Raw genomic sequence first — 19,191 nt, forward strand, 5'->3', positions numbered from 1 at the left:
GCTAGCCTTTCTTACTGCTTGAAGGGTGGGGAAGGATCAGCGCGCAACGGCGCCGGTGGCCTCTGTGCGGCGTCCGGACCGGGCGACGATGAGCGTGACGACGGCCGACAGGACGAGCAGCCCGGAGACGAAGATCAGGCCACCGGTGAAGCTGCCGGTCTGATCCTTGATCCAGCCGATCGCCCAGGGCCCGACGAAGCCGCCGAGGTTGCCGATCGAGTTGATGGTGGCGATGCCGACCGCCGCTGCCTGGCCCGAGAGGAACATGGTCGGCATGGCCCAGAGCGGGGGCTTGGCCGCGCTGATGCCGACGTTGACGAGGCTCAGCGCGGCGATGACCGCGAGGGCCGAGGTCGCACCGCCGGCCAGCATCAGGCCGACCGAGGCGACGAGACAGGCGATGACGACGTGCCAGGTGCGCTCGCCCGTCTTGTCGGAATGACGCGCCCACAGGATCATGGCGATGATCGCGATGGTCGGCGGCACGCCGTTGAGGAAGCCGACCGCCATGGTCGAGAGGCCGAAGCTCTTGATGATCTGCGGCGCCCAGATGCCGAGGGTGTAGAGGCCGGCCGAGGTGCCGAAATAGACCAGCGCGAGTGCCAGCACGCGGGGATCGGCCATGCCGGCCAGGATCCCGTGCTTGGCGGCCACCTGCTTGCGGGCGTGTTCCTCGTTCATCTCCGCCACGAGCCAGTTCCGCTGGTCCTCGGGCAGCCACTTCGCCTTCTCGGGCCGGTCGGTCATGTAGAACAGAACGACGACGCCGAGGATGACGGCCGGGATGGCTTCGATGATGAACATCCATTGCCAGCCGTGCAGGCCCCAGATCCCGTCCATCGCCAGCAGCGCGCTCGAGAGAGGCGAACCGATCACCACGGAGATCGGGGCCGCCGCCATGAAGAGCGAAACGACGCCTGCGCGGTAGCGCGTCGGAAACCAGTAGCTCAAGTACAGAATGATGCCGGGAAAGAAACCCGCCTCGGCTGCGCCGAGCAGGAAGCGCAGGACGTAGAAGCTGTATTCGCCGCTCACGAAAGCAAAGGAGCCTGAGATGATGCCCCAGGTGATCATCACCCGGGCAATCCAGATGCGAGCCCCGACCTTGTCGAGGACGATGTTCGAAGGCACCTCGAACAGGAAGTAACCGAAGAAAAATACGCCGGCCCCAAAGCCGAAAACGGCTGATGAGAAACCGAGATCTTTATTCATCGTCAGCGCGGCGAAGCCGATATTTACGCGATCGATGAAGGCAATGAAGTAGAGCAGACAGATGAAGGGGACCAAGCGCCATGAGACTCGGCGCATGGTCGCTCGCTCAAGCGAGTCAGCCATCGTTTCCTCCTGTTGCCGGAGCGCTCCATTGACTCTTGAGCACCATCTTCCATGCAAGCATGAATGTGGTTAGGAGGCTGCAATTGCGATGTCAACCCTCGCTCCGCAACTGGTATGGAAGGTATTGGCGTGTTGTATCGTAGGAGGCGTAAAGTGAGGCGGGTCAGCCCTGCGAGGGACAGTGTCGACGAGGGAACGGAGCGGAAAAGCTCACTCGTCGACGACGCCTATGAGGCCATGCGAACGGCCATCCGCGACTCGACCTTTGCGCCGGGCTATCAGGCCTCGGAGCAGGAGATCGCCAATCGGCTCGGCATGAGCCGCACCCCGGTTCATGAGGCTGTGATCCGCCTGCAGGCGGAAGGCTTGGTGGAGGTCCTGCCGCGCAAGGGGATCCTGATCGTGGCCCTGTCGCCGGATGACCTGCGCGAGATCTACGATGTCGTCATCGCGATCGAAGGGCGCGCCGCTGAACTCATCGCAGCGCTGCCTCAGGCCGAGCGTACCGCTAACGTGAAGATCCTCGATGGCTGGACCGATGAAATGGCCGCGGCCGAGAAGCGCAATGATCTCCAGGCCTGGGGCAACGCCGACAGCGCCTTCCATACGGCGCTGATCCAGGGGGCGAATAACAGCCGGATGTCCCGCATCATTCAGACCGTCAACGATCAGTCGCATCGCCTGCGCATGCTGACTCTGAACCTGCGCCGGGGGCTCGATGCATCGGTTGCGGAACACCGGCGCATCGCTCAGTCCATCCGCTTCGGCAATCCGGCGGATGCAGCCGATGCCGCACGGCAACATCGGATCCGGGCACGCGATGAACTCTTGCCGCTGCTTGCCCGCTACGGCCTAAAGCATCTCTAGTGTGGATTATCCGCTTCCGGAAGGGCGCTGTCTCGGCCCTGCAGCGCCCAAGCCGATGTTCAGCGGAACGTCAAAACGCGCTGATAGTGATCAACCCAGGGGCCGAGCATCTTCGCAACCTTCAGCTTGAAAGATTGCGACTTCGCCGGCTTCGAAAGCGCCGCATCGGCCATTGATCGTCTCCTTGAGAAACGGACGGATGCAGGTGCTCCGCCGTCCACATTCGACCCATCATTCTGCCGCATGTTGCGCTGCAGCAATCGGCTTTGCAGATCCTCTGCCATGCGTTCAGCTCATGAAGCGCTTAAGGTTTTCGTTAGGACCTCTCGTCGCCTGCACGGATTGAGAATTCTGGCGCGTCCTCGTTTTCAAGTCCTCGCCGCAACGCTCGATCGGCTCCAACGACAACAGGCTAGCTCGACGAAGCTGGGAGTGGCGTTCCGCGGTCGCGGATGGAAAAACGGCGGCTCGCGCTCGGTGTCAGGTCGATGCGATGGTCATGGTACCGGAGCAGGGTGGAGCGATGACCGATCGACACGATCGTCGTCTCGGGCAACCGCGCGCGGAGCATCTCGTAGAGATGGGCCTCGCTTGGCTCGTCGAGCGCCGCCGTCGCCTCGTCGAGGAAGAGCCAAGCGGGCTGGGCCAGAATGGCACGCGCCATCGCGAGCCGCTGCTGCTCACCGCCGGAGAGGCACCGGTCCCAGGCGTCAACCTCGTCGAGACAATCGGCGAGGTGAAATAGCTGGGTGGCGACAAGCACCTCACGGATCGCCGCGTCGGAGAACCGTCCGGCGGTGTTCGGATAGACCACCGCGCTGCGCAGAGAACCGAGCGGAAGGTAGGGACGCTGCGGCAGCAGCATGGCCGATTGGTCCGGCGGCACGTCGATCCGACCCTGGCCGAAGGGCCAGATCCCGGCCATCGCCCGAAACAGGGTCGACTTGCCTGAACCCGAGGGGCCGGTCACCAACGTGGCGCGCCCCTTCGGTAGGGTTAGGGAGCCGATCCGCACGATCTCACGGCCGTCCGGCAAGCTTAAGACCAGATCCCGCACGGTGACGTCGTCGCGGGTGTCGTTGCCGTATACGAGGCCATGACCGCCCCTTCCAAGGGACTCGGCCCGGGTCATCGCATGATCGAACGAGGCGAGACGATCTGTGTTCGCCTTGTAGGCCGCGATCACGTCGTAGGATTGGATGAAGAACGAGAGCGATGATTGCACACCGGTGAAAGCGTCCCCGGTTTGCCGAAATTGCCCCAGAGTGATTGCCTTGGCGAAGTAGGCCGGAGCGGCGAGGATGTACGGGAACACGACGCTTAGCTGAGTGTAGGAGAATGTAAAGCCGCCGAGCTTGAGCCGCCTGTAAATGATACTGACGTAGTTCTCGACGATCGAGCTGAAGAGATTCGACAACTGTATCGTCTCGGCGCGCTCGCCCCGCAGCAGCGCAATCTGCTCGGAATAGATACGTGAGCGGGCGAGTGAGAACCGGAAATCCGCCTCCGCCCTCTCCTGCTGGAAGTCGAGCCCGATGAGAGGGCGACCGATGATGTGGGCCAGCCATGTGCCGACGACGGCGTAGCCAATCACGAACCAGACCAGGAAGCCCGGGACCACCGTGCCGAAGAGCGGCAGGACGAAGTCGCGCGACAGGCCCCACAGGATAATCATGAAGGAGACCAGCGTAGCGGCCTGCGAGAGCAGGCGGATCGAGAGCATCATCGTCTGCTTGATGAACATGTTGACGTCGCTCTGGATGCGCTGGTCCGGATTGTCCGCGTCCTCGCCCGTGTAGGGGATTCGGTAGTGCGTTCCACCTGCGAGCCAGCGCTCGTAGAGGCTGCGGGTCAGCCATGTGCGCCAGCGGATCTGCAGGCTCGCGTCCACGAAGACATCGAGCATGCCGAGGATCACCCATAGGGTGGCCAGCGGAAGGAACACTCCGACGAGCTGATACCAGAAGACGTCGGCCTGCTGCTCCTGCAGCGCATTGAACAGGTCGCGATGCCAGAAATTCAGGCGAAGCTGCAGGGCGACCTGAGCGAAGGTGATGAAGATTGAGAGCGCCACGAGGCGCCGGCCGATTTCGCCTTCGGCCCGACCCAGGAAGCGGAACATGCCGATCTCCCGGATCGGTGCGTCGCGACTCTCGAAGTACGGGTCGGCGATCCGCGTGATCGCGCGGATCGGGGCGAGACAGGACATCGCCAGCACGATGCCGGCGAACACGACGGCACCGGTGGCGGCGAAGTCCGGCGGCAGCAGGTCCGCCACCGGTGCAGGCAGCAGTGCCAGCAGCGCGGCTTGTTTGGCGAGGGCGAGGACGAGGTAGCCGATGCCGTAGACTGAGACGAAGACCTTCAGGAAGGCCGAAAGGCGTCGCGCGGCCAACAGGAGGCCGGCCATCGCAAGGCCGCCGAGCGAGACGTAGAGCGGTGGCGGTGTGCCGGGAACGGAGAGGAGGAGCAGCGCGACGAGTGCGGTCAGCGCGGCTTGCGCCCCAAGCCCGCTCTTGAATGCGGTCAAAACGATATCCTTCCCGCTCGCCACGATCCTCGGGCGATGCTGCGCGGTTCGATCGTGGCCGTTCGCTCGTGGACGGGGGCATTCCGGCGCTCGCGCGCCGCCGTCGGATCGGCGGGCTGCCCTTTCGGGCAAGCGCGCCGATCCCGTAGGGATGCGTATTCCGGCCCCTGCCGGGAGGCGTGAGGTTCACGGCGGGCCATCGCCTGCTCGGCGCAGGCGCGCGATCAGAAATCGAGGCCTGCGCGGATCATGAACACGCGCCCGTCCGCCACGGGGGCAGCGAACTCGCTCGTAGTCACGTCGTAATAGTAACGATCGAGAATGTTTCTGACGCTGACGTCGACTCGGAAGTTCTCGATCGTATAACCGATCATTGCGTCGTAGGTGATGAAGCCCGGCAACACAGGCGATTCCGCTTTAGGGACGAAGTTGTTCATGTAACTGAGTGTCTGCCCGCGTCCACCACCGCCGATCGACAATCCCCGCAGGGGACCATCCGTGAATGTGTAGACGACGAAAAGGTTGGCCTGATGCTGCGGCTGACCGGCTGCAACTGAAATTACGGCGTCTAGCCCAGCGCGAGGATCGCGCGCGTTCTTGTAGTTGTTGTAACTGTACCCACCTATGAGACTGATATTCTCCGTGACCTGCCCTTGGAAATCGATTTCGTACCCTTCCGCCTGCAATCCCGGACCGAGCCGGTTCATCATCTGTGCATTATCTTGAACGAGATTGTTCGTATTTTCCAAATGGTACCGTGCCATCGTCACGGTCATATTATTGTCGAGCAAGCTCAGCTTGAGGCCGAATTCGCTGTTGTTGCTCCTTGCCGGGGGAGCGGGCTGCGTCCGATTCACCAACCCGATCTGCGGAACGAAGCCGGTTCCGACGCTTCCATACACGCTCGCCCAGGGCAGCACGTCGTATACGGCTCCAGCTGTATAAGTCAGCGCCGACTCGGTGAGGGTCGAGGTCGAAAGCCCACTCGACCTTAGAGTGTTCGATCGGGAATTGAACCAATCATGCCTCACCGATCCCAGGATATGCAGTCGATCGAGAATATCGATTTTATCCTGGAACGCGATTCCGACATTGTCTTGGTAAACGCTGGTTCCGGTGAACTGCGAGAATCCACGGGAAGATCTCGTGGAGTACCTCGGATACGGCAGATTCTGCGGTGGATTTGAAAGCGCGAAATCCCCTGATATGGCTTGTATGTTCGACTTCGTATTGACGGACGTGTCCAGATAATCAATCCCAATGCGCATCGTTTGCCGGACGAACTCCGTATTGTGCTGGATGAGAAGGTCGCTCTGGGTCACCACGCGGTTCACGGCCTCACCGAACACGTAGCCTTGCGGCTGAAACATGGGCCGGCCGGCCAGCAATCTTGTGAAATTGTAAGGGATCAGGTTCTGTCCGAACATATCCGTAAGAAAATAGGATGTCCGGTTACGGATTTTGAAGTCAAAGCTGCCGACGGTGTCGCTGTCGATTCGTCCGAGGTGATGATCCGCTTCCAGGTAGGGATTGAAGGACCGGAACGCCACGAGGTTGTCGAGATTCCCGAAGGGAACGTCTCGTTGAATGCGGAAGGGACGAAAGTTGTCCGGCGATGTCGGAGCGTAGCGCGCGATGCCGGATAGGGTGTCGATGTATCTGACACCCGCCGCCAGACGTGTGTCCACGCCCTGCCAGGCGACGACCGGGGAGATCAGCGCTTCATGGGGGCTGCTCGCGCCGCCGAGTGCGTAATTCGCCGTGTTGCCGGAAACGTTCAGTCGATAGGTGACGCCCTCAAGATCTTGCACCGGACCGCCGAAGTCGAACGCGAGCGTCCTGAAGAAGCGGCTCCCGTAGAAGACCTCCGCCCTCTGGATGGGCGTCGCCGTCGGCGCCTTCGTGATCGCGTTGATGGCACCGCCCCGGAATGACGGTCCGCCAAACTCCGTGGTCGGCCCCTTGATGACGTCGATGCGCTCGATGTCTGTGATGGGAATTCGAGTGGAGCCCGACGGCAATCCGTTCAAAAGAAACGAGGACTGGGCAAAGCCGCGAATCTGATAGGTCGGCGCTCCCAAGTCCTCGCTCCCGGTGGATATGCGCACGTTGCTGACGTTGCGCGCCACATCGAGGGCCGACGTCTGAGCCTGCGTGCGAATCACCGCCTCCGTCACGCCGACCACCGAGCGCGGGTCCTCCTTCAGGGGAATGTCGATCCGCGCGGACGATCGCGTATCGACGGCGGTGAAGCCCACATCCCGGGAGCCGGCAGCGGTATCCGTGACGTCGATCGCCGCGATGTCGCCGAGGACGGTGGATCCGGCGGCGGGGATGGTCGCGCCGCCGCGGATCGTCAGGGCGCCCCCTGCGCCCTGCACGGCTACGAGGCCGCTGCCGGCGAGGGCCCGCGCGAGGGCCTCCTGAACGCTCATGCGACCGACGATCGGACCGGCGCTTCGGCCGCGGGTGAGGTCCGCCGGAAACGAAATCGGCTGCGAGGCCGCGCGCCCGATCTGGGCGAGTACGCTGCCGAGGTCGCCGGCCGGAATGTTGAAGGTGGTGCCGGTCGCGACCTGACTCAGGGCCGGGGAGTTGGCGAGAAGCGGCAGAACGGCCGTGCTCGCCATCAGCAGCGCCGCGAGCGGGATGATCCGCGTGGGTCGACCGGTCCGCGCGCAGCTCGCCGGCACGCCCCATAGCCTTCCCGTCCCCCGGCGGCGCTCGCTCGTATCCATCTCAAACCCCCATGCAGATATGGCTCTGCTTTCGCTGAGCTTGACTGATGAGGGAGCGAAAGCGTCAGCGCGCCGTGCAAATTCTTTAACAAAAGATCAGCATGCAGCCGCTGCGGAAGCAGCCTCCGGTCCGGGTGAGAGTCGCCGGCAAGAAACCGTCATTCCATATCCGGTTGATCCCTTCGGGATGGCGGATGTGGACGTCGCTCAAGCGCCGCGCGGGCCGATTGAAACGCTTCCGGCTTTGATCAGGCAGCATCGGCTTCACGGCGGCCGGTTCCTGATCGTGTCCCGAGGTCAGCCGGCGTCGGGACGACGGCCTCTCACCGACGGTTGAAGTTAAGCGGGATGGTCTGGGTGACCGCCTGCCCGCCGGGCGGCGGTGGGAAGGGCGCGGCGCGGTACATCACGGCGACGGCCTCCGCATCGAGCGCTGCGTTGCCGGACGAGGCGATCAGGCGGGCGCTGCTCACGCTGCCGGTGCCCGAGAAGGTCACGGAGACCGCCGCCACGCCGACCGCGCCGAACGCTCCGGGCGGGAACCGCTTGGCGCGTACGATCCGGGCCCGCATCTCGTTCTGCCACGTCGCCCGCGACACTTGGCTGGCCGCCGCGCCGGCCGAGGAGGCTGCGGTGCGGTTGGCGGTCTGCTGGTCCGAACGGGGGCCGCCGCCGCTGCGAGAGGCCATGATCGGCTTGTCCTTCTTCCGGACAGGCTTTTTGGGCTTCTCCTTCTCGACCTTCTTCTCGGGCGGCTTCGGCTCGGGCTTCTTCACCTCCTGCTTGGGCGGCTTCGGCGGCAGCACGGCCTGCGGCTTGACCTCCGGAGGTGGAGGAGGAGCCTCGACGACCGGTTCCGGATCGGGAGGCGGTGGGGCCTCCTCCGGCTCGGGCTCGACCTGTTGCGCATCGGCGGCCGGTGGTCCCTCGGAGGCGTTGTCCACCTCCGACTTCACCACGGTGGGCTCAGGCGACATGTCGATCATCACGGCCGCCGGCAGTTCCACGGGCGCGGGCGGCGGCTCCGTCTCGCGGGTCAGGGCGAGGTAGAGGCCCACATGCAGACCCAGCGTCAGCAGGCCCGCCACGGCCCAGCCCAGGATCTGCGCCGCCAAAGACGCCTCGCGGCTTTCCACGATCGCGCGGTGCCGTCCGGCGGCCCGCACGAAGGCTTCGGGCGGCGGATGGATCATGGCTGGGCTCCGCCCGACGTGTCTTCCAGGCCGATCAGACCGACCTTGAGGTAGCCGGCACCCCGCAGGAGGTTCATCACCCCCATCAGTTCGCCATAGGGCACGCCCTTGTCGGCGCGCAGGAAGATCCGCTCGTCCTTGTTGCCCTTGGTCGCGGCATCGAGGGCAGCGCCCAAGGCCGGTCGAGCCACGATCTCCTCGCCCAGGGCGATGCCGAGATCGGACTTGACGCTGACGAAGACCGGCTTGTCCGGCCGCGGCTGCTGCGGCGCCGAGGAGACCGGCAGTTCGACCGGCACGTCGACGGTCGAGAGCGGGGCGGCCACCATGAAAATGATGAGCAGCACCAGGATCACGTCGATGAACGGCGTGATGTTGATGTCGGCGGTCTCCGTGAGGTCGTCGCCGTCGCCGGATCGGAGATTGATGGCCATGGCCTCACTCCGCCGCGAGGCGGATGGACCCTTTGGGGCCATAGGCGCCGAACTCGCGCCGGTCGAGGTCGCGCGAGAGGTGGCGCATGATCAAGGCGACGGCATCACCGGTCAGGGCACGGTAGCCGGTGATGGAGCGGGTCAGGGCGTTGTAGATGACGACGGCGGGGATCGCCGCGACGAGGCCGATGCCGGTGGCGAGCAGCGCCTCGGCGATGCCGGGGGCGACCACGGCAAGGTTGGTGGTGTTCGAGCTGGCGATGCCGATGAAGCTGCCCATGATGCCCCAGACCGTGCCGAACAGGCCGACGAACGGGCCGATCGAGCCGATGGTGGCCAGGATGCCGGTGCCCGAGGCCATGCGTTTGCCGACCCGCGCCTCGACCCGGTTCAGCGCGATGGCCGCCCGCTCCTTCACGCCCTCGCTGGGCAGGCCGTGAGAGAGGCCGAGTTCCTCCTCGACCTCGACCAGCAGGAGGGCGCCGACGCCGCGGCGCACCCGTTGCCCCGCATCCGCCAAGTTGCCTGCCGAACGGAGCTCGTTGAGGCTCGACCGCATCCTGCGCTTGGCCAGACCCAAGCTGAACATCTTCACCAGCAGGATGGTCCACGTCACGACGGAGGCGGCGGCCAGGATGATCATCACCGCCTTCACCACCGGATCGGCGGCCAGGAACATGCCCATCGGCGAGAGATCGTGGGCGGCCTTCTCCGGCTTCGCGGCCGGGATCTGCGCGGGTGTCGCTGCGGAAGCGACGGTCGCGGCAGGCGACGATGGCTCGACGGCTCCGACAGGAGGCGTGGCGACGGATGATGCCTCGCTACCCGACGGTGCGGACGTCGCTTCGATCGTTTCAGGAGGCATGGCAGAAGCCGCCGGCTCGGCCTGCACGAGCGAAGGCGCCTGCATCACCGCGCCGCAAGCAAGGGCCAGGACGAAGGTCGCTCGCCTGAGGCGACGGCCGCTCCCCGTAAGCCACGGCGGCCCGGCCCTGAAGATCGCTCGCATCATCGCTTTCCCTTCTCTTCGGAAATCGAAGGCTTCGCGTGCTTTGACGGATGAGAAGCGGCAAGTGACAGTGCCCGACGCGAACTTTCTTTCTGCGGCCGGATCCGAAGGACGGAAAACCTCGATGATCCGTTTTTTGGCAGGTCGCGAACGGCCGAGGCGGCGCTTCAACAATCCTTTCCGTGGCCATAGAGCGCCTGCCGTGCCGGCGCCGAGCCTGTTCGGGGACGATCCCGGCCGGTGACGCCGACGTACCGGTCCGAACGATGATGCGCCGCGATCACCGCGTTGACCGTGAGCATGCCGAGTACCGAAAGGACCAGGTTCCAGGCCGGTAGGACCGAAGAGGCGATGAGCAGGAGCGCTGCGTCGAAGGCCATCTGCACATAGCCTGCGCGGATGCCGACGCGATCCTGCAGGTACAGGGCGAGGATGCTCAAGCCGCCGAGACTGGTGCCGTGGCGGAACAGCACGATCAGCCCGATGCCGATCAGTGCCCCGCCCGCGACGGCGGCGTAGATCGGATTGATCGTGGCGAAGCCGGTCCAGACCGCGGTCCGTTCGGTCAGCGCGGCCGTGAGCGTCACAGCGAGCAGGGTTCTGACCACGAACCCGGCCCCCCTCCGCCACGCAAGAGCGCAGAAGGGAAGATTGAAGACGAAGAACGCGATCCAGAATCCGACCGGGGCCAGACGCGCAACGAACATCGACAGCCCGGCGATGCCGCCGGACAGGAGTTGCGCCTGAGCCTGGATCACGACGCCGAGCGAGATGAGGCAGGCACCGGTGAAGATGGCCAACACGTCCTCGTGCAGCGCATGCCTGTGCAGGATCGCGCTGTTCAGCGCCGTTGCCGGGACCGTCCGATGCACGCGGTTCATCGCCCGACCACCCAGGATCGCGTCGTCTCGAGCACGCAGGGCGGCAGAGATCCGGTCTGCAGGAACACCGTCATCGCCGCCTGCGAATCGCTCACGTCGATTCCCCGTTCGCGAAGCCACGCCTCGTCGAGATGGGTGCTGCGGTAACGCTCGCCCGAATCACACAGGAGGGTGACGACCGATCCGGTCTCGCCGCGCGCGACCATCCTGGCGATCAAAACCGCGACGGCCCAGAGGTTCGTCCCGGTCGATGCACCGCAGGAGCGCCCCAGGGTCTCCGACAAGGCGCGGGCGGCCCCGAGGCTGTCAGCATCCGCTACCGCGACCCAATCATCGATCAGTCGAGGGAGAAAAGAAGGTTCCAGCCGCCCGCGACCGATCCCCTCGACGAGGGAGACCGCACTCGTCGCCGTCGTCGACGGATCGGCGAGATGTCGGTGGAACACCGAAGCCTCCGGATCGGCCAGACACAGGCGGGTCGCGTGGCTGCGATAGCGCAGATAGCGCCCGATCGTCGCCGACGTGCCGCCCGTGCCCGCTCCGACGACGATCCAGGCCGGGATCGGGTAGCGCTCAAGCGCGAGCTGATCGAAAATCGACTGGGCGATGTTGTTGTTGCCCCGCCAGTCGGTGGCACGCTCAGCATAGGTGAACTGGTCCATGTAGTGTCCACCGCTCTCGACCGCGATCCGGGCGGCCTCGGCGTAGACGTCGGACGCCTGCGCCACGATGTGGCTGCGGCCCCCGTAGCGGGCGATCTCGGCGATCTTCTCCGCTGCGGTCGAAGCCGGCATCACCGCGACGAAGGGAAGGCCGAGCATCCGTGCGAAATAGGCCTCGGAGACCGCAGTCGAGCCGCTCGACGCCTCGACGATCGTGGTGTGCGGACCGATCCAGCCGTTGCAGAGCCCGTAGAGGAAGAGCGAGCGGGCGAGGCGATGCTTGAGGCTGCCGGTGGGGTGGGCGGATTCGTCCTTTACGTAGAGGTCGATGTCGCGCAGCCCAGGCAGCGGCACGTGGAGCAAGTGCGTGTCCGCGCTGCGTGCAGCTTCGGCTTCGATCCGGGCCAAGGCGCTTTTCAGCCAGTTCGCATCGATCGCGAACGGCGCAGGGCTCGGCTCGCGGGACACGCGTTCGACCACGCGGCCGTCGTGCGGAGCCCCGCGGCGCGGCGGATCAGCGTCTTCCACTCGGGGATTCTCATGAAGCAACCTGGAGGCGACCATTATTCCGCTTCCCACCGAACAAGGCCGGAAGCGCCGTCGTCCGCCCCGCAATCGCCTGCGCTGCCAGGAGCGCGATGCGCCGACGACCGATGATCGGAGATGCTTCCGACCTGCACGAGGCCCCGGTCGCTCGCCGCCGCGCCTGCAGCGGGTTCTCCATTGGCCCAGTGCATTGCCGCCGACACCCTCGCATCGACCGCTCGAGCATCATCCCGAAAGGTGGTTTCTGGCTTTCGAAAGAAGATGATGCAAAAACAGAAGCCCAGCGCATCGTGCTGGATCCGATATCCAGCACGATGCGCTAGGCGCTGCACCCCGTGTCTACTGCTCCTGTCGGGTTCGGCCGCTGGAGCCGTGCCTGCAAGCGCCTGCATCGAAACGGTCTCGGCAAACCCGCAGCCCGAGATCAGCGCGATCTGCGTCAGGACAGTGGCGAGAGCGCCGCGTGGGATGTGGACTGGGTTGGTTCGATCGGCGTGTGCCGTCACCGCGATCAGGATCAGCGGTCCGGCAGCCGAGCGCGTGGGGTCCGCTCGCCCTGACCAACTCTTCATTGCCGTCTGCTCTCCGTTTCCTGCCTGCCCAGGTTGACGGTCGAGCCTGCGAAAGAGTCAGCGCAGCCGGCGAGAAATGATGGTCACGCTGCGCCTCGTCCCGCCGGACCGAGCTTGATCCAGAGTCGGGAGACACGTGTCAGGGAAAGGTTGAGGGATTCGGCGAGCGCGTCGAGGGCCGCTTCCGGATGACGCAGCGAGAAGACCCCCGTGGCGCGCAGGTCCGCAATCGAGGGATCGACTTGGATGATGCCGGAGAAATAGCGCTGCAATCGGGTCGTGATCGCGAGGAGATCGCTGTCCTTGGCCACCAGCAATCCTTCGAGCCAAGCCGTCGCGGCCTCGATGTCGACCTTCCGCCACCGCCTGTATCCGCCGGTGAACTCCACCATGTCTCCAGGGGCTATCGACTCAGGCTTGCCCGGCGCGTGCCTGATGCGTCCCGAGCCCTCCACACCGGTCGCCGCGAGGCGTTCGGCGCGGTCCTCGACGAGAAACGTCCCCCCGAAGGTTTCCAGCGCCATCGAACCGGCCCGGATTTCGAAGGGCGTTGCCCGGGGCGCAGCCCGAACCAGCACTTCGCCGTCCAGGAGTTGTACGGCGCGCAATCCAGTTTCGTAGACGATGTTGATCGCGCTCCGCGATGCGAGAACGAGTTCGCTTCCATCAGCGAGCGCCACGGTTTCCTGCCCGCCTGTGGAGGTGAACCGATCCGCCAAGATGTTGCCGAGAGGCACAAACCGATCGGCGATGCCCGAGCCGATGGTCCCCACCCCAATCAGGCCGGCCAAGCCCGCGATGAAGGTCCGGCGGCTCTGTCGTCCTGCCGCGAGACGCTTGGACAGGACGTCATGCCCCATCGTTCCGCTTCGCGCCGCGATGCCACATGGCATCAAACCCTGTTGGAGCCGAACCCAGGCCGCCTCATTGGCGTGGTCCGTCCTCAGCCATGCCTCGAAGGCGCGGACCTGACTTTCGGACATCTCGCCCGAATTGATCTCCACCATCCACTGGATCGCGGCTTCGGCGTGCACATCCTCAAGCTTTTGCGTCGGCGACATGCGAAGGATCCGCGCTGCTTAACCTTGTTGATCGACCGCTGCATAGGCCGCGCGCAGTCCTTGAGCAACATACTTGCGGACCATGCTGACCGAAACGCCAAGTTCGTCTGCAATCTCGGCGTAGGGCGTTCCTTGGATCTGGCTTCTCAAAAAAGCGGTCCGCGCTTTGTACGATAAGGTCGAGAGCATCGCCTCCACAGCTTGAAGCGCTTGGATCAGGATCAAGCGTTCCTCGGCCGAGATCTCCAGCGCTTCCGGTAGGGCCATCAATTCCGATTCATAGGAGCGCCGAAGATCGTCTCGACGACGCGCATCGTAGATGAGGCGACGCGCGATCGTCGTCATCATCGCGCGCGGCTGACTGACAGCGTCCAAATTCGGTATTGCAAGCAGGGCACAGAAGACATCCGAGGCCAAGTCTTCAGACGAATGTACGGTCCAACGCTGCCTGTTCAACCAACCTGTCAGCCAGCTGCTGTGCATACGAAACAGTCTGTCGAGCGTCGTGTGGTTTCTATGCAAGATCGACTCAGGCATCTATGGTCCTTCCCACATCGATTACATCCGCCCTAGATTCCTTTTCTGGCGATCCTGCCCTCAAGAGCCAGCTCGCATCGATTCCAAGTCGAAGTCTTGTCATGGCAAATTTCGGGCCAGATTGACGGACACAGAGACAGTTGAACAGCATGAATAGCCATCAGCTCCGGCCTGCTTCGCATCCGGTCAGAGGCCGCAGTCGTCGGGCACATCTAAGCGATCTTTTTCTTGGCTATATTTGACAAAATCATCACTACAGATTGTTTCACACATCTAATACCCTTTTTTACAAATGTTATCAAGTGCGATTACGTTCCAAATAACCAAATGTATCGAGGTTTTTGAGCTGTATTCCGAGAATCCTGTAGCCACTTGTTCTCCATGCGCACGTTTCCGAATGCCATTTCCGCTCCGCTGCAGCCGGAGTCGCGCGGCGGCGATCCGTCGAACGTTGATTGGGTCGATCGGGAAGGCCATCCGAGCGCGATGAAGTGGCTGGCAGGATGACGCGTTGGTTGGCAAAGGAGCGCGCCGATGCCCTCAGCCCCATCCATCGTTTGCGTCGGGGCGTGGTCCATGCCGTCGATGCCGGCGCATCGCCAAACCTAGCAGCCGGACGCTTCGGAATAAGTCCGACAAACTTCAGTTGATCTAACCCTACTGAAGCAGCTCGCCCTTAGGTATGACTATTGATCAAGCAGAGTCGCTCAGGTTTGCGTTCCAGAGCCGACGCAAGTTTTCGGGCTCTGAGAGGTTGGTTGCTGAAGGGATGGGGCGTCATGCCGCCCGAGGCCCTATGAGGTGGGCCTTCGTTGCGAGGGCACCTCCCATCCTCGATGCGCTCACGCGCATCAGCGAGCGATGGGAGCCACGAGGCGTTCAGGCACGCGTCGCGCCGACAACCGCTGAACGACGCGGCCAGCGCGTTGTCGGTTGCCGATTCAGCCGTCCGCCGCCCCACGAGCGCACGCGAGTCACGGCGGCGACAGGATACGCCAGACTGAAGCCGACCTTGGCCGACGCTCTGGCGGCGTCGCGCTACGCGCTCTGGCGCGAACAGGCTTCGGTGCGGCCTTGCGGTCCGCGTGCCAGACCAAAACAGGGGGCAAGCCCGGCCGGGCCGTCACTCCACGGTGACGGACTTTGCCAGATTGCGCGGCTGGTCGACGTCTTTGCCCATGAAGACGGCGGTGTGATAGGCAATGAGCTGGATCGGCACGGCGTAGACGATCGGCGCGATCACCGGGTCCACCTCCGGCATGGTCAGCGTCGCCAAGGTTTCGAGCCCCGCCGCCGCCGCGCCCTTGGCATCGCCGACGAGGATGATCCGGCCGCCGCGGGCGGCGACCTCCTGCATGTTCGAGACGGTCTTCTCGAAGATCGCGTCATGCGGCGCGATCACGATCACCGGCACGCTCTCGTCGATCAGGGCGATCGGCCCGTGCTTGAGTTCGCCCGCCGCGTAGCCCTCGGCGTGGATGTAGCTGATTTCCTTGAGCTTCAGGGCGCCTTCCAGCGCCATCGGATAGCTCGTGCCGCGCCCGAGATAGAGCACGTCGCGGGCCTTGGCGATCTCGCGGGCGAGCCCCTCGATCGCCGCCTCCATCGTCACCGCCTCGGCCATCAGGCCGGGGGCGGTGATCAGCGCATCGACGATGGCGCGCTCGCGCTCGGCGCTCAACGTGCCGCGGGCACGCCCCGCGGCCAGCGCGAGGCAGAGCAGCACCGTGAGCTGGCAGGAGAAGGCCTTCGTGGAGGCCACCCCGATCTCGGGGCCGGCGAAGGTCGGCATCACCGCCGAGGATTCGCGGGCGATGGTGGAGGTCGGCACGTTGACCACCGCCAGCGTGTGCTGGCCCTGCGCCTTGGCGTAGCGCAGCGAAGCGAGCGTGTCGGCGGTCTCGCCGGATTGCGAGATCACGAGCGTCAGCCCGTCCCGCTCCAGCGGCGGCTCGCGGTAACGGGTCTCGGAGGCGACGTCGATCTCGACCGGCAGCCGCGCCAGGGTCTCGAACCAGTATTTGGCGACCAAGCCGGCATAGTAGGCGGTGCCGCAGGCGGTGATCGAGAGGCGCGAGAGACGGGCGAAATCGAAGGGCAGCGCCTCCCGCAGCACGACCTGGCCGCGCGCCATGTCGACGTAGTGGGCGAGCGTGCGGCCGACGACCTCGGGCTGCTCGTGGATCTCCTTCGCCATGAAGTGGCGGTGGTTGCCCTTGTCCACGAGATAGGCCTGCGTCGCGATTCTCTGGCGCGGCCGGCGTGCGAGGTTGCCGGCGATGTCCCGGATCTCGGCGCCGTCACGGGTCAGGATCGCCCAGTCGCCCTCTTCGAGATAGGTGATCTCGTCGGTGAACGGTGCCAGCGCCAGCGCGTCCGAGCCGAGATAGGTCTCGCCCTGCCCGTAGCCGATGGCGAGCGGCGCGCCGTGACGGGCGCCGATCAGGAAGTCCTCCTCGCCCGCGAACAGGAAGGCCAGGGCGAAGGCGCCGTGCAGGCGCGGCAGCGCCGCCGCGACCGCGGCCACCGGGCCGAGCCCCTGGTCCATCAGATGGCTGACGAGTTGCGCCACGACCTCGGTGTCGGTCTCGCTCTCGAAGCGCGCCCCCGCCGCCTCCAATTCGCTCTTCAGCTCGCGAAAGTTCTCGATGATGCCGTTATGGACCACCGCCAGCCGCCCGGTGGCGTGCGGGTGGGCGTTGGTCTCGTTGGGGCGCCCATGGGTGGCCCAGCGGGTGTGGCCGATGCCGATGGCGCCGGGAAGCGGCGTCTCGACCAGCTTGCGCTGGAGGTTCGAGAGCTTGCCCTCGGCCCGGCGGCGGTCGAGCCGGCCGCGCTCCAGGGTGGCGATGCCGGCCGAGTCGTAGCCGCGATATTCGAGCCGCCGCAGCGCCTCGACCAGCGCATCCGCGACCGAGTCACGCCCGACGATGCCGACGATTCCGCACATGGCCGATCCTGCAAGCCACCAAAGACAGACGCCCGATGCCCCGAAACGGGACAGGTCCCGGGACCGGCTTCCTGCTGTGCAAGGGCCGGACCTTGGGCGTGGCGCGAACCCCGAGCTTGTAAGGACCGGACCGCGATAAGGCCAGCGCTTCGGGCGCCGCTCAATCCGGCTCGCCTGCGCGAGCCGCCTTCGCGGCTTTGGCCGCCTTGGCCGCCTTCAGCGTCTCGCGCAAGGCTTTGGCCGCCCCCTCGCGGGTGAGCTGCCGGCCGCGCGCGACGGCGAGCGCATCCCCCGGCACGTCGCGGGTGATGACCGAGCCGGCCCCGACCAGCGCGCCCGCGCCGACGCTCACGGGGGCCACCAGCGCCGAGTTCGAGCCGATGAAGGCGCCCGCGCCGATGGTCGTGCGGTGCTTCGACACGCCGTCGTAATTGCAGGTGATGGTGCCCGCGCCGATATTGGCGCCCGCCCCCACCTCGGCATCGCCGAGATAGGTCAGGTGCGAGGCCTTGGCGCCCGCATGCAGGGTCGCGTTCTTGATCTCGACGAAATTGCCGAGATGGACGCCGGCCTCGAGCACCGCGCCGCCGCGCAGGCGGACATGCGGGCCGATATCGGCACCCTGCATCAGCCGGGCATCGTGCAGGTGCGAGAAGGCGCGGATGGTGCAGCCGTCGCCCACCACGACGCCGGGCCCGAACACGCAGTGCGGCTCGACGACGACGTCGCGGCCGAGCACCGTGTCGACACTCAGGAACACCGTCTCGGGGGCGATCAGCGTCGCCCCGCCGAGTTGGGCCGCCCGGCGCAGCCGTGCCTGGATCGTGGCCTCGGCGTGCCCGAGCTGCACCCGGTCGTTGACGCCCTGCGCCTCCCACTCGTCCACCGGCACCACGGCGACGGAGAGGCCGTCGGCGACGGCGAGCGCCACCGCGTCGGTGAGGTAATATTCGCGGTTGGCGTTGTCGTTGCCGATCCGCTCCAGCAGCGACAGGGCGTGCGCGCCCGACAGCGCCATCAGCCCGGCATTGGACAGGCGCACCGCCCGCTCCTCCTGCGAGGCGTCCTTCTCCTCGCGGATCGCCAGCACACGGCCCGATTCCGTCAGCACGCGCCCGTAGCCGGTGGGGTCGACGGCCTCGAAGGCCAGCACCGCCACCGCCGCCCCCTCGCGCAAGGGCGCGCGCAGGCGGGCGAAGGTCTCGGCCGTGACGAGCGGCGTGTCGCCGAAGGCCACGACCACGTCGCGCCCCGCTTCGAGGGCGGCGCGGGCGGCGAGCACCGCGTGCGCCGTGCCGAGGCGCTCGGCCTGCGGATGGACGCTGGCGCCGGGCGCCAGCCGCTCGATCTCGCGGACGACCTCGTCGCGGCCCGGCTCGACCACCACGGCGAGGCGGGAGGCGCCGGCCTCCTGCACCGCCACGAGCACGTGGCCGAGCATGGAGCGGTTGGCCAGGGCGTGGAGCACCTTGGGCCGGTCGGAGCGCATCCGCGTGCCCTTGCCGGCCGCGAGCACGACCGCCGTGAAGCCGCCCGACTCCGCCCCCTGTGCCTGCGCCCCTTGGTTCGCGCCTGCCGTCATCGAAATCCGCTTCCTACCGCTGGAGAGTGCCTCACGAACCGTTCCGGTCATCGGCCGCCCTCGGCTGCGGCCGGGCAGCAAGAGCCCCGTGAGAGGCACTGAATCGGCGGCCGGTTTAACCGATCGCGCGGCGGGCGCGAAGGGTGCCCGCTCAAGGACCGGACGGGAACCGCGCCCGGCAGCCGCGGTTCGCCCCAGCACCCGGCGCTTCCCGGTCCGAAGCGCTCACGTCCGTGGAGCGGCCCCCTTTGGACGATAGAGCGCCCGCTCAAGGTGCTCTGGTCGCGGGCTTCG

16 protein-coding genes and 1 pseudogene are annotated in these 19,191 nt (G+C 65.6%); 2 read left to right on the forward strand and 15 right to left on the reverse strand.

What is annotated here, in order from left to right:
• Positions 1 to 36: 36 nt before the first annotated feature.
• Positions 37 to 1,335: an MFS transporter gene (locus HNR51_RS12430; RefSeq protein ID WP_182555133.1), complete on the reverse strand. Its 1,299-nt coding sequence runs from the start codon at positions 1,333 to 1,335 to the stop codon at positions 37 to 39.
• Positions 1,336 to 1,488: 153 nt separating this feature from the next.
• Between HNR51_RS12430 and HNR51_RS12435 the strand changes: the two genes are divergently transcribed.
• A complete protein-coding gene (locus HNR51_RS12435) occupies positions 1,489 to 2,202 on the forward strand; it encodes a GntR family transcriptional regulator (protein WP_182555134.1) in 714 nt (237 codons plus the stop codon).
• 59 nt (positions 2,203 to 2,261) lie between these two features.
• Here the strand turns inward: HNR51_RS12435 and HNR51_RS12440 are convergent, their stop codons facing one another.
• From HNR51_RS12440 to exbB, 6 genes are all read right to left on the reverse strand, one after another.
• Positions 2,262 to 2,486: a hypothetical protein gene (locus HNR51_RS12440; RefSeq protein WP_141953573.1), complete on the reverse strand. Its 225-nt coding sequence runs from the start codon at positions 2,484 to 2,486 to the stop codon at positions 2,262 to 2,264.
• 128 nt (positions 2,487 to 2,614) lie between these two features.
• On the reverse strand, positions 2,615 to 4,732 hold the full coding sequence (locus tag HNR51_RS12445) for an ABC transporter ATP-binding protein/permease (RefSeq protein WP_182555357.1): 2,118 nt from the start codon (positions 4,730 to 4,732) through the stop codon (positions 2,615 to 2,617).
• A gap of 224 nt (positions 4,733 to 4,956) precedes the next feature.
• On the reverse strand, positions 4,957 to 7,470 hold the full coding sequence (locus HNR51_RS12450) for a TonB-dependent siderophore receptor (RefSeq protein ID WP_182555135.1): 2,514 nt from the start codon (positions 7,468 to 7,470) through the stop codon (positions 4,957 to 4,959).
• 323 nt (positions 7,471 to 7,793) lie between these two features.
• The gene (locus HNR51_RS12455) at positions 7,794 to 8,663 is read right to left on the reverse strand and encodes an energy transducer TonB family protein (RefSeq protein ID WP_182555136.1); all 870 of its coding nucleotides are present in this window, start codon (positions 8,661 to 8,663) and stop codon (positions 7,794 to 7,796) included.
• Positions 8,660 to 9,097 carry a TonB system transport protein ExbD gene (gene exbD / locus HNR51_RS12460; RefSeq protein WP_182555137.1) on the reverse strand — a complete coding sequence of 146 codons (438 nt, stop codon included), beginning with the start codon at positions 9,095 to 9,097 and terminating at the stop codon, positions 8,660 to 8,662. The genes HNR51_RS12455 and exbD overlap by 4 nt, the downstream gene beginning before the upstream one ends.
• A 4-nt stretch (positions 9,098 to 9,101) precedes the next feature.
• Positions 9,102 to 9,782, reverse strand: coding sequence for a tonB-system energizer ExbB (gene exbB, locus HNR51_RS12465; RefSeq protein ID WP_239681496.1), 681 nt, complete (start codon positions 9,780 to 9,782; stop codon positions 9,102 to 9,104).
• Here exbB and HNR51_RS26715 point away from each other — a divergent pair.
• Positions 9,733 to 10,350 carry a hypothetical protein gene (locus tag HNR51_RS26715; RefSeq protein ID WP_239681497.1) on the forward strand — a complete coding sequence of 206 codons (618 nt, stop codon included), beginning with the start codon at positions 9,733 to 9,735 and terminating at the stop codon, positions 10,348 to 10,350. The two genes, exbB and HNR51_RS26715, sit on opposite strands and share 50 nt — an antisense overlap.
• Here the strand turns inward: HNR51_RS26715 and HNR51_RS12470 are convergent.
• From HNR51_RS12470 to glmU, 8 genes and pseudogenes are all read right to left on the reverse strand, one after another.
• The gene (locus tag HNR51_RS12470) at positions 10,274 to 10,987 is read right to left on the reverse strand and encodes a YitT family protein (RefSeq protein ID WP_182555139.1); all 714 of its coding nucleotides are present in this window, start codon (positions 10,985 to 10,987) and stop codon (positions 10,274 to 10,276) included. The two genes, HNR51_RS26715 and HNR51_RS12470, sit on opposite strands and share 77 nt — an antisense overlap.
• Positions 10,984 to 12,213: a PLP-dependent cysteine synthase family protein gene (locus HNR51_RS12475; RefSeq protein ID WP_210280004.1), complete on the reverse strand. Its 1,230-nt coding sequence runs from the start codon at positions 12,211 to 12,213 to the stop codon at positions 10,984 to 10,986. Before HNR51_RS12475 ends, HNR51_RS12470 begins: the two co-directional genes overlap by 4 nt.
• Positions 12,213 to 12,767: a hypothetical protein gene (locus tag HNR51_RS12480; RefSeq protein WP_182555140.1), complete on the reverse strand. Its 555-nt coding sequence runs from the start codon at positions 12,765 to 12,767 to the stop codon at positions 12,213 to 12,215. The genes HNR51_RS12475 and HNR51_RS12480 overlap by 1 nt, the downstream gene beginning before the upstream one ends.
• 83 nt (positions 12,768 to 12,850) lie before the next feature.
• Positions 12,851 to 13,828 carry a FecR family protein gene (locus tag HNR51_RS12485; protein WP_182555141.1) on the reverse strand — a complete coding sequence of 326 codons (978 nt, stop codon included), beginning with the start codon at positions 13,826 to 13,828 and terminating at the stop codon, positions 12,851 to 12,853.
• A gap of 18 nt (positions 13,829 to 13,846) precedes the next feature.
• Positions 13,847 to 14,365, reverse strand: coding sequence for a sigma-70 family RNA polymerase sigma factor (locus tag HNR51_RS12490; protein ID WP_182555142.1), 519 nt, complete (start codon positions 14,363 to 14,365; stop codon positions 13,847 to 13,849).
• A 676-nt stretch (positions 14,366 to 15,041) separates the two neighbouring features.
• A pseudogene (locus HNR51_RS12495) lies at positions 15,042 to 15,299 on the reverse strand (integrase core domain-containing protein); the annotation flags it as partial.
• Positions 15,300 to 15,488: 189 nt separating this feature from the next.
• Positions 15,489 to 17,315: a glutamine--fructose-6-phosphate transaminase (isomerizing) gene (glmS, locus tag HNR51_RS12500; RefSeq protein ID WP_182555143.1), complete on the reverse strand. Its 1,827-nt coding sequence runs from the start codon at positions 17,313 to 17,315 to the stop codon at positions 15,489 to 15,491.
• A gap of 160 nt (positions 17,316 to 17,475) precedes the next feature.
• Positions 17,476 to 18,897: a bifunctional UDP-N-acetylglucosamine diphosphorylase/glucosamine-1-phosphate N-acetyltransferase GlmU gene (glmU, locus tag HNR51_RS12505; RefSeq protein WP_182555144.1), complete on the reverse strand. Its 1,422-nt coding sequence runs from the start codon at positions 18,895 to 18,897 to the stop codon at positions 17,476 to 17,478.
• Positions 18,898 to 19,191 lie beyond the last annotated feature (294 nt).

The organism is Methylorubrum thiocyanatum, from assembly GCA_014138645.1.
In the GTDB taxonomy this organism is placed as follows: Bacteria; Pseudomonadota; Alphaproteobacteria; order Rhizobiales; family Beijerinckiaceae; genus Methylobacterium; species Methylobacterium thiocyanatum.